Source organism: Vibrio cholerae, from assembly GCF_008369605.1.
Lineage (GTDB): Bacteria > Pseudomonadota > Gammaproteobacteria > Enterobacterales > Vibrionaceae > Vibrio > Vibrio cholerae.
The window spans coordinates 1,238,882-1,253,282 of record NZ_CP043554.1 but is presented as its reverse complement, the minus strand read 5'-3'; the positions used below and the strand labels follow the sequence as shown (position 1 = coordinate 1,253,282).

The 14,401-nt window shown below is 48.6% G+C and carries 11 protein-coding genes; 6 read left to right on the top strand and 5 right to left on the bottom strand.

Annotated features, from left to right (window positions below; all coding sequences use genetic code 11):
- Positions 1–60 precede the first annotated feature (60 nt).
- From F0316_RS05985 to F0316_RS05970, 4 genes are read left to right on the top strand one after another with little or no spacing between them, the layout of a single operon-like run.
- Entirely contained in the window at positions 61–1,209 is a 1,149-nt protein-coding gene (locus F0316_RS05985; protein ID WP_149560295.1) for an ABC transporter substrate-binding protein, read from the top strand.
- A 13-nt stretch (positions 1,210–1,222) separates the two neighbouring features.
- Positions 1,223–2,923, top strand: coding sequence for an ABC transporter permease (locus F0316_RS05980; protein ID WP_000946503.1), 1,701 nt, complete (start codon positions 1,223–1,225; stop codon positions 2,921–2,923).
- The gene (locus tag F0316_RS05975) at positions 2,889–3,551 is read left to right on the top strand and encodes an ATP-binding cassette domain-containing protein (RefSeq protein ID WP_000577788.1); all 663 of its coding nucleotides are present in this window, start codon (positions 2,889–2,891) and stop codon (positions 3,549–3,551) included. Before F0316_RS05980 ends, F0316_RS05975 begins: the two co-directional genes overlap by 35 nt.
- Positions 3,544–4,164: a CDP-alcohol phosphatidyltransferase family protein gene (locus F0316_RS05970; RefSeq protein WP_000887113.1), complete on the top strand. Its 621-nt coding sequence runs from the start codon at positions 3,544–3,546 to the stop codon at positions 4,162–4,164. Before F0316_RS05975 ends, F0316_RS05970 begins: the two co-directional genes overlap by 8 nt.
- Before the next feature lie 57 nt (positions 4,165–4,221).
- Here F0316_RS05970 and F0316_RS05965 read toward each other — a convergent pair whose 3' ends face one another.
- Both F0316_RS05965 and F0316_RS05960 read right to left on the bottom strand, forming a co-directional pair.
- The gene (locus F0316_RS05965) at positions 4,222–4,929 is read right to left on the bottom strand and encodes a TIGR01621 family pseudouridine synthase (RefSeq protein WP_000459692.1); all 708 of its coding nucleotides are present in this window, start codon (positions 4,927–4,929) and stop codon (positions 4,222–4,224) included.
- A 100-nt stretch (positions 4,930–5,029) separates the two neighbouring features.
- Positions 5,030–6,364 carry a sodium-dependent transporter gene (locus F0316_RS05960; protein WP_059260479.1) on the bottom strand — a complete coding sequence of 445 codons (1,335 nt, stop codon included), beginning with the start codon at positions 6,362–6,364 and terminating at the stop codon, positions 5,030–5,032.
- Between the two features lie 360 nt (positions 6,365–6,724).
- Between F0316_RS05960 and cls the strand changes: the two genes are divergently transcribed.
- Positions 6,725–8,179: a cardiolipin synthase gene (gene cls / locus F0316_RS05955; RefSeq protein WP_000362108.1), complete on the top strand. Its 1,455-nt coding sequence runs from the start codon at positions 6,725–6,727 to the stop codon at positions 8,177–8,179.
- 104 nt (positions 8,180–8,283) lie between these two features.
- Positions 8,284–9,474 carry a cystathionine beta-lyase gene (locus tag F0316_RS05950; protein WP_001960890.1) on the top strand — a complete coding sequence of 397 codons (1,191 nt, stop codon included), beginning with the start codon at positions 8,284–8,286 and terminating at the stop codon, positions 9,472–9,474.
- 87 nt (positions 9,475–9,561) lie between these two features.
- Here F0316_RS05950 and F0316_RS05945 read toward each other — a convergent pair whose 3' ends face one another.
- The 3 genes from F0316_RS05945 to F0316_RS05935 form a co-directional block, all read right to left on the bottom strand.
- The gene (locus tag F0316_RS05945; RefSeq protein ID WP_001881458.1) at positions 9,562–10,143 is read right to left on the bottom strand and encodes a DNA-3-methyladenine glycosylase I; all 582 of its coding nucleotides are present in this window, start codon (positions 10,141–10,143) and stop codon (positions 9,562–9,564) included.
- 86 nt (positions 10,144–10,229) lie between these two features.
- Complete coding sequence (vexK, locus tag F0316_RS05940; protein ID WP_172625968.1) at positions 10,230–13,328, bottom strand: efflux RND transporter permease subunit VexK; 3,099 nt, start codon at positions 13,326–13,328, stop codon at positions 10,230–10,232.
- Complete coding sequence (locus tag F0316_RS05935; protein ID WP_172625967.1) at positions 13,321–14,400, bottom strand: efflux RND transporter periplasmic adaptor subunit; 1,080 nt, start codon at positions 14,398–14,400, stop codon at positions 13,321–13,323. Before F0316_RS05935 ends, vexK begins: the two co-directional genes overlap by 8 nt.
- Position 14,401: the final 1 nt, after the last annotated feature.

Here is a 14,401-nt window from a genome sequence, read left to right as displayed (position 1 = left end):
AGACAAGCATCTTTCACCCGGTCTAGAAATACTGTAAAGCCGAAATTTTAAGGACAATTCATGAAAAAAATGCTGACTTTTCTCACGACCTGCGCCCTCTCATTTGGCGTTTCTGCGCAATCATGGGAAGAGACTACCGAGAAAGCCCGCGGACAAACGGTTTATTTCCATGCTTGGGGTGGCAGCCAAGAGATTAATAGCTACTTGCGCTGGTCTGCTGACCTACTCAAATCCCGCTATGGCGTCACCTTGCAGCATGTGAAAGTAACGGATATCGCCGAAACGACTACCCGTTTGATCGCAGAGAAAGCGGCAGGAAAAAATGAGCAAGGCAGTGTCGATTTGGTTTGGATTAACGGTGAAAACTTCAAATCAATGAAAAACAACCAGTTACTCTACGGGCCATTTGTCGAAGATTTACCTAACTGGCCGAAAGTCGACAAAAGCTTACCCGTTGACAGCGATTTTTCCGAGCCAACTGAAGGCTTAGAAGCGCCTTGGGGCGTCGGACAATTGGTGTTTATTCATGATAAGCAGCAAGTGAACAATCCTCCGGCTTCATTTGCCGAGCTGCTCAGATATGCGCAGGCTTTTCCAAACCGCATTAGCTACCCACAGCCCCCTGAATTTCATGGTACCAGCTTCTTGAAAGCAGCCCTGATCGAACTGACTCACTATGCGCCAGAACTCAATCAAGCCGTAGAGCCTGCCACATTTGAGCAGCTCACCCAACCACTATGGCAATACTTAGATGAATTGCATGCTGTGGCTTGGCGCAAAGGCAAACAGTTTCCCGCTGGCTCTGCCCAGATGATGCAACTGCTGGATGATGGTCAACTAGACCTCGCGATCACCTTTAACCCGAATGCGGTATTTTCAGCGCAAGCTACTGGCAAGCTCGCACCGACAGCGCAAAGCTATGCGATGAAAAAGGGCGCTTTAACCAATATCCACTTCTTAGCAATTCCTTGGAACGCTAACGCAAAAGAAGGGGCGCTGGTGGCGATTAATTTCCTCCTGAGTGACGAAGCACAATCTCGTAAAGGGGATTTGTCTATTTGGGGCGATCCTTCCATATTGAAACCTCAGTTTCTGACAGGCAGTGCCAAAAATACCATCCTATTCCCTGCGATTGCTGAGCCGCACCCAAGTTGGCAAAGCGCGCTCGAAGCAGAATGGCAAAAGCGCTACGGTAATAGCTTAAAGTAACGGTTGTCAGACCATGCTTAGAACCGCCTATTGGGGTTTCATTTTGCTCTGTGTCGCGCCGATCCTACCTGGGTTGGCGGGAGTCTTGATCTCAGCCTCAGGCTATCTGCCAGTACTTGGGCATCACCACGTATCTTGGCAGGGTTTTAGCCAAGTTTGGCAATGGCAAGGCGTTGAATACGCCTTGCTCCTTTCTATTACTTCGACCCTATTCAGCACTTATCTTGCCCTCTTGATGAGCTTCGCCATTTTGCAGCGATTTTGGTTTCATCCTCGCTGGAAGCGCATAGAAAACAGTTTATCTATCCTGCTTGCCTTACCCCATGTAGCCTTCGCGATCGGTTTTGCTTTTTTGTTTGCCTCGACCGGTTGGTTGGCTCGTTTGCTCTATTATGGCTTCGAACTCCGTGACAACTCGCATGAGGTGACGTGGTTGGTGCACGACCCTTACGCCATCGGACTTACTATCGCTCTGGCGCTGAAGGAAGTGCCATTTATTCTGTTGATCAGCTTGCCCATTTTACAGCAACTGAATTTAACCAAGATGAAAATGCTCAGTGCTTCACTGGGTTATTCGGAGCCACAAATGTGGTGGAAGATTGTTTTCCCACAGTGGCTGCGCAAAATCCGCTTTACCTTGTTTGCCGTCGCTGCATACGCTATTTCCGTGGTCGATTTCAGCTTAGTGTTAGGGCCGACTACTCCCCCAACGTTTTCAGTCCTAGTTTGGCAGTGGTTTAATGAACCCGATTTGAACCTACTCCCCAGAGCCGCCTCCGGTGCGGTAGTACTATTACTTCTCGCAAGCATCGTGTTAGTGGCGATTGTTGCGCTTGAGTGGTTATTCACTCGCGGCTATCGCGCGTGGCAATCTTCCGGTCGCTCTCACTTTCCTTTGCCTCACAAAAGCATACTCACGCTCTTGTTCACCATTTCAGGAGCCATGATTCCGCTCACATTGATTTGGAGTTTGGCACAGCGCTGGCGCTTCCCTGACCTCTTCCCAACCCAATGGACGGGAAAATTTTGGTATGACGAGTGGCCGAATGTCCTGCACAACATGGAAACCAGCGTTTTGCTTGCCCTTGGTTCCGGTAGCTTAGCGTTATTGTTGGGCATCCTTGCCCAAGAGTATCGGCTGCACACTCAACGGGCGATCCCGGTTTACATCATCGCATTACCTATGTTGCTGCCCCAACTCTCCTTGTTGTTCGGTATTCAAGTTTTGACTCTGCTGATGGCTTCTCAAGCCTATACTTGGTGGGTGGTATGGGCACACACATTTTTTGCATTTCCCTTAGTTTACTTAGCCTTAAGTGGCCCTTGGCAAAGCTACAATTCGAATTTCTCAAAGATTGCACGCAGTTTGGGTAAGAGCGAATGGCAAATTTTCTGGAAAATCAAATTGCCATTGCTGTTTCCTGCCCTGCTTTATGCGTGGGCCGTCGGGATCAGTGTCAGTCTGGCGCAGTATCTCCCCACCTTGATGCTCGGCGGCGGACGCCTAACCACTATCACAACAGAGGCCGTTGCCCTTTCTAGCGGTTACGATCGTCGAGTGACAGCCATTTACGCCCTCTGCCAAGCACTCCTGCCTTTTGTGTTCTTTTCAATAGCTCTGCTACTCGGACGCATGCAAATTCACCGCTACCGAGCAGCACAATTGACAACGGTATTTCATGATATTTTCTCTCGAAAACCTCGCCATCCATAAACAAGGTGGCCACTGCCTTTTGGCAGACTTTAATTTGACTATCGCAGAAGGCGAGATTGTGAGCCTAATGGGCCCTAGTGGCTGCGGCAAATCCACCTTACTGAGCGTGATTGCGGGTCATCTCGCCCCGGATTTTACGTTTCAAGGTTCGATGAAACTTGGGGATACGCAGCTCAACACCTTACCGGCTCATCAACGCCAAGTAGGCATGCTTTTTCAAGAAGATTGGCTTTTTCCACACCTCAATGTGTGGGAAAACTTAGCGTTTGCGTTGCCGAATTCGATTAAAGGCGAACAACGTAAGAAAAACGCTTATGCCGCTTTAACGAAAATTGCCCTCACTGAGCTCGCTTGCTCGTTTCCCGAGCAGATTTCCGGTGGCCAACGGGCACGGATCAGTTTGATGCGTATGCTGCTCGCCGAGCCTAAATTGGTTCTGCTGGATGAACCCTTCAGTAAATTAGATAAAGCCTTACGCAGCCAATTTCGAGATTGGGTTTTCAATCAGCTGACCAGCGCAGGGATCCCAACACTTATGGTCACTCATGACCATGAGGATGTGCCAGTGGGCAGTCGTGTCATTGAATGGCCCGTCATTGAGCAAGAAACAGAGGTAAACCATGCTTGATCGCTACGCGATAAAAATCATTCGCTGGCCACTTCATCAAGCCGCAGGATTGCTGGATGAAGCGGGCGTCACCGCTAATCAAACCACGGTATTTGGCTTTGTGATTGGGGCATTAGCATTACCTGCGCTTGCGATGCAGCAATACTGGCTCGCCTTGTTATTGATTGTGGTTAATCGGATCTGTGATGGACTGGATGGTGCCCTCGCGCGCCGCCAAGGGCTGACAGATGCGGGAGGATTTCTCGATATTAGCCTCGACTTTCTGTTCTACTCTTTAGTGCCGTTTGGCTTTGTCCTCGCGAACCCAGAACATAACGCGGTAGCGGGCGCTTTCTTGATTTTTGCCTTTATCGGGACGGGTAGTAGCTTTCTTGCTTTTGCAGTCATGGCCAGTAAACGTAACATCACCAATCCGGTGTATCAGCACAAATCCTTGTATTACATGAGCGGTCTGACAGAGGGCACAGAAACCATCGCCTGCTTCATCTTGATGTGTTTATTGCCTCACTCTTTTTCAACCCTAGCTTGGCTGTTTGGTGCTGCCTGTTGGTTTACTACGGCAACACGCATCTATTACGGTTTTCAAACCTTGCAACACGTCGAACAAGGGTAAAGTTCGTGCCCTCACGTGAGTTGATCGATACGTTGAGGGCAAAATGAGAACGCTCGCCTACTCTTTCACCCCCACTTTCAGCGTTGGCCAGGGCAAATCCCAAGGTGATAGCCAATTTTCAATCCCTTGATTCACCGCTTCTTCGTGCCATTTTTGACCTAAGTGTGAAAACTGGCGCGGATCGCACAGCCATTGATAAACCTCACCTTGATAGGTAAAACGCAAGGCAAAAGCGTGCAGATAACCGCGATCAGACTCATCCGCCGTATTGTAAATAGGATCCCCTACAATCGAAGAACCAATCGATTTTAACGCTACGCGAATTTGGTGGGTTTTTCCGGTATGGGGCTTACACAAAAACATGCGCTCCCCCGGTGCCGCGGTCGCAGAGAAAAATTGCGTGATCGCCGGATTTTCTTGCGAGTTCACCAGCTTCCATGATGAGCGACGTGAGCGCTCCATATCTCCGCAAATCAAACCTTGTTTTTTCTTCGGCTTTTTACTGCCAATCGCCAGATAGAATTTTTCAACCTTGCGCTTAGCAAAGCCTTGCGAAAGTTCACTGGCCGCGGCGGCATTTCTTGCCAACAACAAAATCCCTGACGTCATCTTATCCAACCGATGCACCAAGTAGAGCTGGTCATCCCCTGTTTGCGTCGCCACTTCTTGCAGCAACATGGTATCGCCATCATCTTTATGGACCGATACGTTGGGGTGTTTATTGATAAGCAGAAAATCAGGATAGGTAAATAGAATATCGAACATAAATACGCCTCACTTTGCGGCGTGATTATATACCCAAAACCAAAAGATAAAGCGGCTGAAAAGCCGCTTTACTGTAAAACCTATCCCTCTGATATTTCGATTAAGCAAAAAATACCATCAACATCAGTACAGGACACACGAGGCGTACATACCAAGGCCAGATTTTCCAAAATAGGCTGTTTTCAATGTCAGGGCAGCCTTGTTTCAGCTCCGATAGGATCTGGTTACGATTCCAAATCCAACCCGCAATCAAGGTAATCAAAAGTGCGATGATCGGTTGCGAGTAAACCGTGGTGAAATTAATCACTAAACCAAACAAGCTGGAAAAATTCAGCACAATCACACCTGAAATGATCGTGACCAAACCGCCAATCCATAACACCGCACTAGATCGTTTCTGCTGTAACTCTTCCACTGCGCAAGCGACGGGCACTTCCAACATAGAAATGGAAGAAGTCAATGCGGCAATGATCATCAAAAGGAAGAAGATAATACCAATCAAAGCACCTACCGCCCCCATGGTGTCAAACATCGCAGGTAACACGGTAAAGACTAAGGTATCAGAATTGAGTAGCTCACCGGATGGAGAGAAAATCTCCACACCGTTGTGTTTCGCAACAAACATGGCAGGCAGTACCATCAAGCCAGCAATGAAGGCGACACCAGTATCAATCAAAGCCACTTGTGCTGCGGTTTTCGGTAAATTTGCTTCTTTGTTGAGGTATGAGCCATAAGTGGTCATCACGCATACACCCAGTGACAGCGAGAAGAAGGCTTGGCCCATCGCGCTAACCACAACATCAGGCGTAAAGTGGCTCAAATCTGGTACCAGATACATTTTGAGTCCATCCAAAGCACCCTCTTGAGTGAAGATGTACACCGTCAGTAAACCAAACAGAACAAATAGCAGTGGCATTAAACGGGTAGACCATTTTTCAATCCCGTTAGCGACACCGTTACGCACCACAAACATGGTCAATACCATGAATGACACCATCAGAATGAGATTTCGCTCAGTACTGAACGAGGTGAGCCACTGACTTGCACTGTCGGCACCAATCAGTGTTAAGCCACTACCAAACAGGGAGCCCACTAGCCAGCCTGCGACGATGGCGTAAAAGCTAAGGATGAGTGACACCACGACCATGCCGATAACACCAAGCAGAATCGCACCCCATTTGCCTTGCGGCCAAACAGAGCGAAATGCACGTATCGGGTTAGATTGACCATAACGCCCAATGGTTAACTCCGCCACCAACATCGGGTAAGCGAGAAGAAAGACCATACAGAGATAAACCAAAAGGAAAACGGCACCACCATTACTGGCAGCTTGAGTTGGGAAGCCCCACACATTGCCAAGGCCCACCGCAGAACCCGCTGCGGCCATAATAAATCCAAATCGAGAGGTGAACTGACCTCTAGAACCACTTGCCATATTTGCTACCAATGAATTGTGTTTGTTTGCTTATGATTGTAGGTGTAAAAATAAAATTACACATGACAGAATCATCACTAACTTTGTAAGTATGGCAAGTAAATCAGTTCAAGAATAAAATTGGAAGCCCGAACGGTCTATTTTGCTATTCACCAGTAATATTTCTGGTGCGTTTGTTTGTTTTTCATCCAAAGCTTGACGTCTTACACTCATTTTTACAAATTAATAACAACAACATCCTACCTATACCCAAACGACTTGAATAAGCCTAACTATCGTATTAATTTGGCCGGTTCGCTTCCTTCTCTTATGCTTTCGCTTTACTATCCCCTTTGAATATCAGTTTGTTATTGGATAGGCATGGACAAGGTTTATCACTTCCTCACTTTGCTCAGTATCGGCATCTATTGGCTTTTGGTCGCCGGTGTCACGATTCGCGTTGTCTTGAAAAGACGTGCGGTCAGCGTTTCTTTAGCTTGGTTGATGGTGATATACATCATCCCGTTTGTGGGGGTGCTCTGTTATTTCCTGTTTGGGGAACTCAACCTCGGCCGTAAAAGAGCCGAACGCGCTAAAGAGATGTTTACGCCTTTCGGCCACTGGTTCCGCTCTCTCAATGATTGCCAAGCCCATGTACAAGAAGGGATGGGAGCACACATTTCACGAATTGATGAGCTGTGTAACAACCGGATGGGCATACCCGCACTCAGTGGCAATACCTTATCTTTACTCAACTCTCCGAATGAAATCTTGCACGCCATCATTGATGATATTGAACGCGCCCAGTTTCAAATTCGTATGGTGTTCTACATCTGGCATCCTGGTGGTTTGGCCGATGCCGTTGCTTCGGCCTTGATTCAAGCCTCAAAACGCGGTGTCAACGTCAAACTGTTGCTCGATTCTGCTGGCAGCCCACGTTTTTTCCGTAGCCCTTGGGAAAAAATGATGCGTGATGCCGGAATTGAGGTAGTACAAGCGTTAGAAGTCAGCCCTTGGCGGATCTTCCTACGTCGGCTAGATCTGCGCCAACATCGCAAAATCATTGTGATTGACGATGAAATCGCCTACACCGGCTCCATGAATATGGTTGACCCTGCCTACTTCAAGCAAAATGCTGGCGTGGGCCAGTGGATCGATATTATGGTTCGAGTGACAGGACCGACCGTGAATGTCCTCTCGGCCATTCATTGTTGGGATTGGGAATTTGAAACCGGCTCACGCATGTTGCCGAAAAATCCGGAATGCCGCCTCGAACCAAATCAGCCTCAGCATCCAATCCAAGTTGTGCCTTCTGGCCCTGGTATGCCTGAGAATTTAATTTCTCAAGTGCTGACGTTAGCGATCAACCAAGCCAATCGCTCAGTCTGCATCACTACACCTTATTTTGTGCCAAGCGCAGATTTGCTGGCCACATTAAAAATGACGGCGCAACGTGGCATCAAAGTCGACATTATTATTCCGAAAAAGAACGACTCGCTCATGGTGCAATGGGCTTCAAGAGCGTTTTACGGCGAATTGCTCGAAGCTGGCGTACAGATCCATGAGTTTGATGGGGGTTTGTTGCACACCAAGTCTGTCGTGATTGATCAGCAGTTCTGCTTAGTAGGGACGGTGAATCTGGATATGCGCAGCTTATGGCTTAACTTTGAGCTTACACTCGCAGTGGATGATCTGGAATTTACTCAACAGATGCATTGGCTGCAGCAGCAGTACATTGATCAGTCTCATTCCGTCGTTTATGCCGAGTGGGAGCAGCGCCCATGGTACAACCGATTCTTGGAGCGCGTATTTTATCTGTTTAACCCATTATTGTGATTTTCTCACTGAGTGGGGTTGCCATCCGGCACGGCACCATGGTTTAAATAATGGTTTAAATAACGGCTTAAATAACGTTTTGTAAAGTCAGACAAGGACAGCAGATGTCAGAAGGTAAAAAGACCCGCCTCGTTACCGCGGGACGCAACAAAAAATGGACACTTGGCGTGGTTAACCCCCCAGTACAACGCGCTTCTACTGTGGTGTTTGATACGGTCGCACAAAAAAACCAAGCGGCGATCAATCGCGCCAACAAAACCCTGTTTTACGGACGTCGTGGCACCACAACTCACTTCGCTTTTCAAGAAGCAATGGTTGAGATTGAAGGCGGCGCAGGTTGTGTGCTCTACCCTTGTGGTGCAGCGGCCATCACCAACGCGATTCTCTCTTTTGTTGCGCAAGGTGACCATATCTTGATGGTCGATACCTGTTACGAACCCACCCGTGACTTTTGTGAGAAAGTCCTGAAAAAACTCGGTGTATCAACCACCTATTATGACCCTATGCTTGGCGAAGGTATTCGCGAGTTGATTCAACCCAATACCAAGGTTCTGTTTACCGAATCACCAGGCTCACTGACCATGGAAGTGCAGGATATTCCGACACTCTCTCGCATCGCTCACGAGCACGACATCGTTGTCATGTTGGATAACACTTGGGCGGCTGGGGTACTGTTCTCACCTTTCGAACATGGCGTCGATATTTCCATTCAAGCCGCGACCAAATACATTGTCGGTCATTCTGATGTGATGCTCGGTACTGCGGTCGCCAATGAAAAGTATTGGGCACAACTGCGTGAACACAGCTATTTGATGGGACAATATGCCTCACCTGACGATGTGTACATGGCAATGCGTGGATTGCGCACCCTCGATGTACGTTTACGCCAGCATGAACAAAACAGTTTACAGATTGCCCAGTGGTTGCAAACTCGCCCAGAGGTCGATCATGTTCGCCACCCTGCGTTAGCAACCTGTCCGGGGCACGAGTTTTTTGAACGTGATTTTACTGGTGGCAATGGTTTGTTCTCTTTTGTGTTGAAAACGACGCATCCAGAAGCCACAACCGCTCTTCTCGATGGCATGCAACACTTCAGCATGGGCTTTTCTTGGGGGGGATTTGAAAGTTTGATCTTAGCCCACGAACCCAAAGCCTTTGCCTCTCTTCGCTCAGTCGCGAATCCTCACTTCTGCGGCACTCTACTCCGGGTTCATATCGGGTTAGAAGATGTCGAAGATTTAATCGCCGATCTGGAAGCGGGTTTTGCGCGCTACAACCAAATCCTGCATGCATAGCCGTTTTTCGTTCCATGATCAAAATAGGGGCTTCATGCCCCTATTTGCTTTGATTTTCCGTATTTTCCCAAACCAGCTCTTGGTAAATCAGAGCTTGTCTGCATTAGAGTGATTGGGACAGCCAACTAAGTGGTCGTTGACCAAACCACACGCTTGCATAAAGGCATAGCAAATTGTTTCGCCTACAAACTTAAAGCCACGTTTTTTCAGAAATTTGCTCATGGCTTTTGATTCTTCCGTTGAGGCGGGGACATCGCTCATGCTTACCCAGCGGTTGATTTTGGGTTGACCACCGACAAATTGCCACAACGCGGCGTCTAAAGAGCCGAACTCCTGTTGTAACGCCAAGGCGGCTCGCGCATTCGAGAACACAGAAGCAATTTTGCCGCGATGCTTTACGACATCATACTCGGCAATGATCTGCTCAACATGGCTTTCATCACACTGTGCAAGGCGCTGTAAATCATAACCTAAAAAGGCTTGGCGATACCCTTCGCGCTTTTTCAATACCGTGAGCCAGCTTAATCCCGCTTGCGCCCCTTCCAATGTAAGAAACTCGAATAGCTTGGTATCATCATGCACAGCTCTGCCCCACTCTTTATCGTGATATTCACGCTCTAAGGGATGGTTCATCGCCCAAGCACATACGCCCTGTTCCGCATTCATCATGCTTATCCTTCTTCATTCAATGAGCAACGTGGCTCCAAAGAGCCACGTATTTTAAGGTCTATAATCAGCGTTCACTGACATTATCGCTATTGTGGGACTTTTACATGATGGAATAAGCGATACAGTACCGGCACGACAATCAGAGTCAGTACGGTCGCAAAGCCCAAACCAAACATGATGGTTACCGCCATAGGCCGGAAGAAAATATCCGGCAGCAATGGGATCATACCGAGTATGGTGGTGACCGCCGCCATACAGACGGGGCGAACACGGCTCAAAGACGCATCGACAACCGCCAAATACGGATCTTTGCCGGAGTGCATTTCAATTTCGATCTGATCCAGTAACACAATGCCGTTTTTGAGTAACATACCCGAAAGACTCAAGAAGCCGAGCAAGGCCATAAACCCAAACGGCGTATTCAGCGCCAACAAACCTGTCGTCACCCCGATCACCGCCAAAGGTACTGTCAGCCAAACGATCAGCGACTCCTTCACCGAGTTAAATAAGAATACGGTGATAAGGAACATGAACAAATAACCCAATGGCATGGTTTTAAACAAAGAAGCTTTAGCATCACCGGATGACTCATACTCACCGCCCCATTCAAGGAAATAACCCGGTGGTAAAGGAATGGCTTCAATCTGTGGCTGCAAACGCTGTTGTAACGTGGCCGCGGTTTCTTCACCTAACAAATCTGGGTCGGCCATCACCGTCAGCATGCGCTTACGATTTTTACGCACAATCAGCGGATCTTCCCAACGCATTTCGTAACCAAGAGTCACTTGCTGCAATGGAATATACTCACTCAGTGCTGGGCTCCAGATTTTCATGCCTTCGATATTACGAATGTCCACTCGCTCTTCTTCCGGCAAACGTGCCACAATCGGCATCAAGGTGGTGCCATCACGATACACCCCTATGGTTTTACCCGAGAATGACATGGCTAAAAACTCATCCACATCCGCCTTGGTGATCCCATAACGACGCGCTTGGCTTTCATTAAACTGCGGCTCCAACACTTTGGTGCGTTCACGCCAATCGTGGCGGATGTTGTAGGCACCGGGGTCAGCGTACATCACATCCATCATTTGCGCTGCGATACTGCGCAGTACCGTTGGGTCTGAACCTACAATGCGCGCTTCAATTTTGGCTCCGCCACCTGGCCCTAACTCAATCTGTTTCAGCTTGTAGTTAATCTGAGGATAGCGGGCGTCTAAGTGCGCCCGAAAACGCGCCATCAAGGCAGCGAGCTGTTGGTAGTCCGTAACCCGTGTGGTGATCTCACCGTAAGCGGCATAACTTTTCTCTGGTGAGTAAGTCAGCATGAAGCGTTGTAGACCTTTGCCTGCGGTAGTGGTCACGCTGTCGACACTTTCTTGAGCCGACAACCATTTTTCCAGCTCTAATAAAATGGCATCCGTCGCTCGAATGTCCGTCCCTTCAGGCATCCAAACATCGACCATAAACATAGGGGTGGTCGATGATGGGAAGAAAGCTTGTTTCACTTTGGTAAAGCCATACAAACTCGCTGCAAGTCCGAGCACCAACACGCCCATCGTTAGCCAAGCGCGCTTCATACAAAACTCAAGGAATCGGCGATAGACCACAAAGATAAAACCTTGGTAGGGATCGCTTTCTTCACCGCTGGCTGGCGCTTTCTGACCACGGAAGAACAGATCGGCAAAAAATGGCGTCAGCGAAATGGCTGTAAACCAACTCAGCATCAGCGAAATAAGCAATACCGTGAACAAGGTTCCACAGTATTCACCCGTTGCATCTTCCGACAGGCCAATGGGCGCAAAGGCAGTCACGGCAATCACTGTCGCTCCGAGCAGTGGCCATTTGGTTTGGGTGACAATGTCCGTTGCCGCTTGCAAGCGCGTTCGGCCTTTCTGCGTGCCAATCAAAATCCCCTCGACCACCACAATCGCATTATCCACCAACATCCCTAAAGCGATAACCAGCGCGCCCAATGAAATACGCTGTAGGTCGATTTTGAAATACTGCATGAAAATGAAGGTGCCCAGTACAGTCAAAAGCAGGATCAGACCAATCAACAGCCCCGAGCGCAGCCCCATAAAGAACAATAATACGATGATAACGATGGCGACCGCTTGTCCAAGGCTCACCACAAAACCACTGACCGATTTATCGACTTCTTTGGGCTGGCTATACACTTCGGCAATATCAATCCCGATCGGTTGTTGATATTTGAGCTCGGCTAAACGGCGATCGAAGCGTTGCCCGACTTCCACCACGTTGACGCCTTGAGCAAACGAGACCCCCACGTTAAGCGCGAGCTTACCGTTAAAGGTGATAACGTTACTTGGAACTTCCACGTAGCCACGTTTAACTTCGGCCACATCGCGTAGATAAATCAGCCCTTGTGCGCCCCTTTCGCTCAGGATCAGGTCGCCCAATTTCTCCACATCGTCAAACTCACCTGTCGGATGAATGCGAATATACTCAGAGCCGATCCGGATCGCTCCGGCATCCGAGACTAAGTTTTGTGTCGAGAGCAGATTGAAGACGGTTTGCGGCGAAATCCCTAGCGTGCTGATCCGTTTCATCGAGATCTCGATGAAAACCTGCTCTTGCTGCTGCCCGCTCACTGAGACTTTACTGACGCCATCAATTAACTCCAATTCACGGCGCAGATAATCCACATAATCAAGTAGCTCTTTATAGCTGTAACCTTCGCCAGTAACCGCCAACAAGATGCCATACACATCACCGAAATCATCGATCACCAAAGGCGGATTCACACCCGGCGGTAAAGCGCCTTTTAAATCATTCACTTTACGCCGCAGCTCATCCCAGATTTGCGGCAAATCATCCGGGCCATAATTGTTTTTCATTGTCACCGTGATCTGGGATAAACCACGGCTCGAAATCGAATTCACCTCATCGACATAAGTTAATTGCTGAATCGCTTTTTCCAGCGGATAAGTCACTTCCTCTTCCACTTGCTGAGGCGTTGCCCCCGGATAAGAGGTCACCACCATGGCATCTTTAATGGTAAAAGCGGGGTCTTCCAAACGTCCTAAATTAAAAAATGCGGCCGTCCCTCCAATCAAAAAAATCAGCGAAACCATCCAACTGATCACGCGATTATTGATGAAGTAAGCGGCAACACCTTGGTTCTCATTATTCTCTGGCGGGGTCAGCTTCTGTTCACTCATGGCCACGCTCCTCAAGGATTTGTACTTTCATTCCATCTCTCAATCTTGCAACGCCAGCGACCACTAAACGATCTCCCGCGTTAATTCCTTCACTGACTTGAACATGGCTGCGTGACGCTTTCGCTAACCGCACCTGACGTTTGCTCACCGTATTGTCGTTGTTGAGCAACCAAACATATTGAGCGGTTTTGTCTAACTCATCACCGTCGGCATTAAAAATCGCCTCAATCGGAATACTGATGGTGTTGAGTGGGTTTAGCCCGACATGTTGCCCTTTGGCACTCACTTCAACAGCCATGCCATCCAAGATCAGTTCTTGCTCTGGCATGAGCAGAGAAAGGGTGACAGTAAATGTCCCCGTGGCAGGGTCTGGCTCAGTGGTGAATTCTTTGATACGTGCGGGATAAACTTGACCACTTGGGACACGCACCACGGTTTCTATCTTCGCCAACTCGCTGGCCGTCGGTTGTGTCGCATACAGGCGATCAGGCAGTTGAATCAAAACTTCAACGCTATCGATATTGTGAATATTGACGATTTGTTGGCCAACCTGAACACTTTCAAACTGCTCGGCACTGACACGCGAGATGATGCCATCGATTGGTGCGCGTAATTGGGTGAAGGAGAGACGAAGTTTCGCCAACTCAAGCTCAGCACGAGCGATTTGGCGCTGCGCAGCAATTTCGTCAAACTGTGATTTGGCTAATAAGCCCTTTTCGACCAGTGGTTGTGAACGCCGATATTGACTATCAATCACGGAAAATCGTGCTTGAGCATTATCGACAGCCAAACGGTAATCGGTCGGCTCAATTTCAGCCAAGATGTCGCCTTGCTTAACGCGAGCGCCCTCTTTGACATGGAACTTACTGATTTCACCTGCCACTCGAAAACTCAAATGAGAACGTTCAGCCGCATTGGCCACCGCCGGAAAAAAGAGCTTATCACTGACTTTTTCTCCTGCCTGCGCCACCTTTACTCGCGGTAACGTATCGCGTTCAAGCTTCGTGGGTTCACTGCATCCTGCGATCAACAGTAAGTGAGCCAACCAAGCGGTGTAACGAATTATTTTCATC

Coding starts and splice junctions, on each gene's coding strand:
- F0316_RS05950 (WP_001960890.1), top strand. CDS start 8,284: ATGTCAGAAGGTAAAAAGACCCGCCTCGTTACCGCGGGACGCAACAAA.
- F0316_RS05965 (WP_000459692.1), bottom strand. CDS start 4,929: ATGTTCGATATTCTATTTACCTATCCTGATTTTCTGCTTATCAATAAA.
- F0316_RS05945 (WP_001881458.1), bottom strand. CDS start 10,143: ATGATGAATGCGGAACAGGGCGTATGTGCTTGGGCGATGAACCATCCC.
- cls (WP_000362108.1), top strand. CDS start 6,725: ATGGACAAGGTTTATCACTTCCTCACTTTGCTCAGTATCGGCATCTAT.
- F0316_RS05980 (WP_000946503.1), top strand. CDS start 1,223: ATGCTTAGAACCGCCTATTGGGGTTTCATTTTGCTCTGTGTCGCGCCG.
- F0316_RS05975 (WP_000577788.1), top strand. CDS start 2,889: ATGATATTTTCTCTCGAAAACCTCGCCATCCATAAACAAGGTGGCCAC.
- F0316_RS05970 (WP_000887113.1), top strand. CDS start 3,544: ATGCTTGATCGCTACGCGATAAAAATCATTCGCTGGCCACTTCATCAA.
- F0316_RS05960 (WP_059260479.1), bottom strand. CDS start 6,364: ATGGCAAGTGGTTCTAGAGGTCAGTTCACCTCTCGATTTGGATTTATT.
- vexK (WP_172625968.1), bottom strand. CDS start 13,328: ATGAGTGAACAGAAGCTGACCCCGCCAGAGAATAATGAGAACCAAGGT.
- F0316_RS05935 (WP_172625967.1), bottom strand. CDS start 14,400: ATGAAAATAATTCGTTACACCGCTTGGTTGGCTCACTTACTGTTGATC.
- F0316_RS05985 (WP_149560295.1), top strand. CDS start 61: ATGAAAAAAATGCTGACTTTTCTCACGACCTGCGCCCTCTCATTTGGC.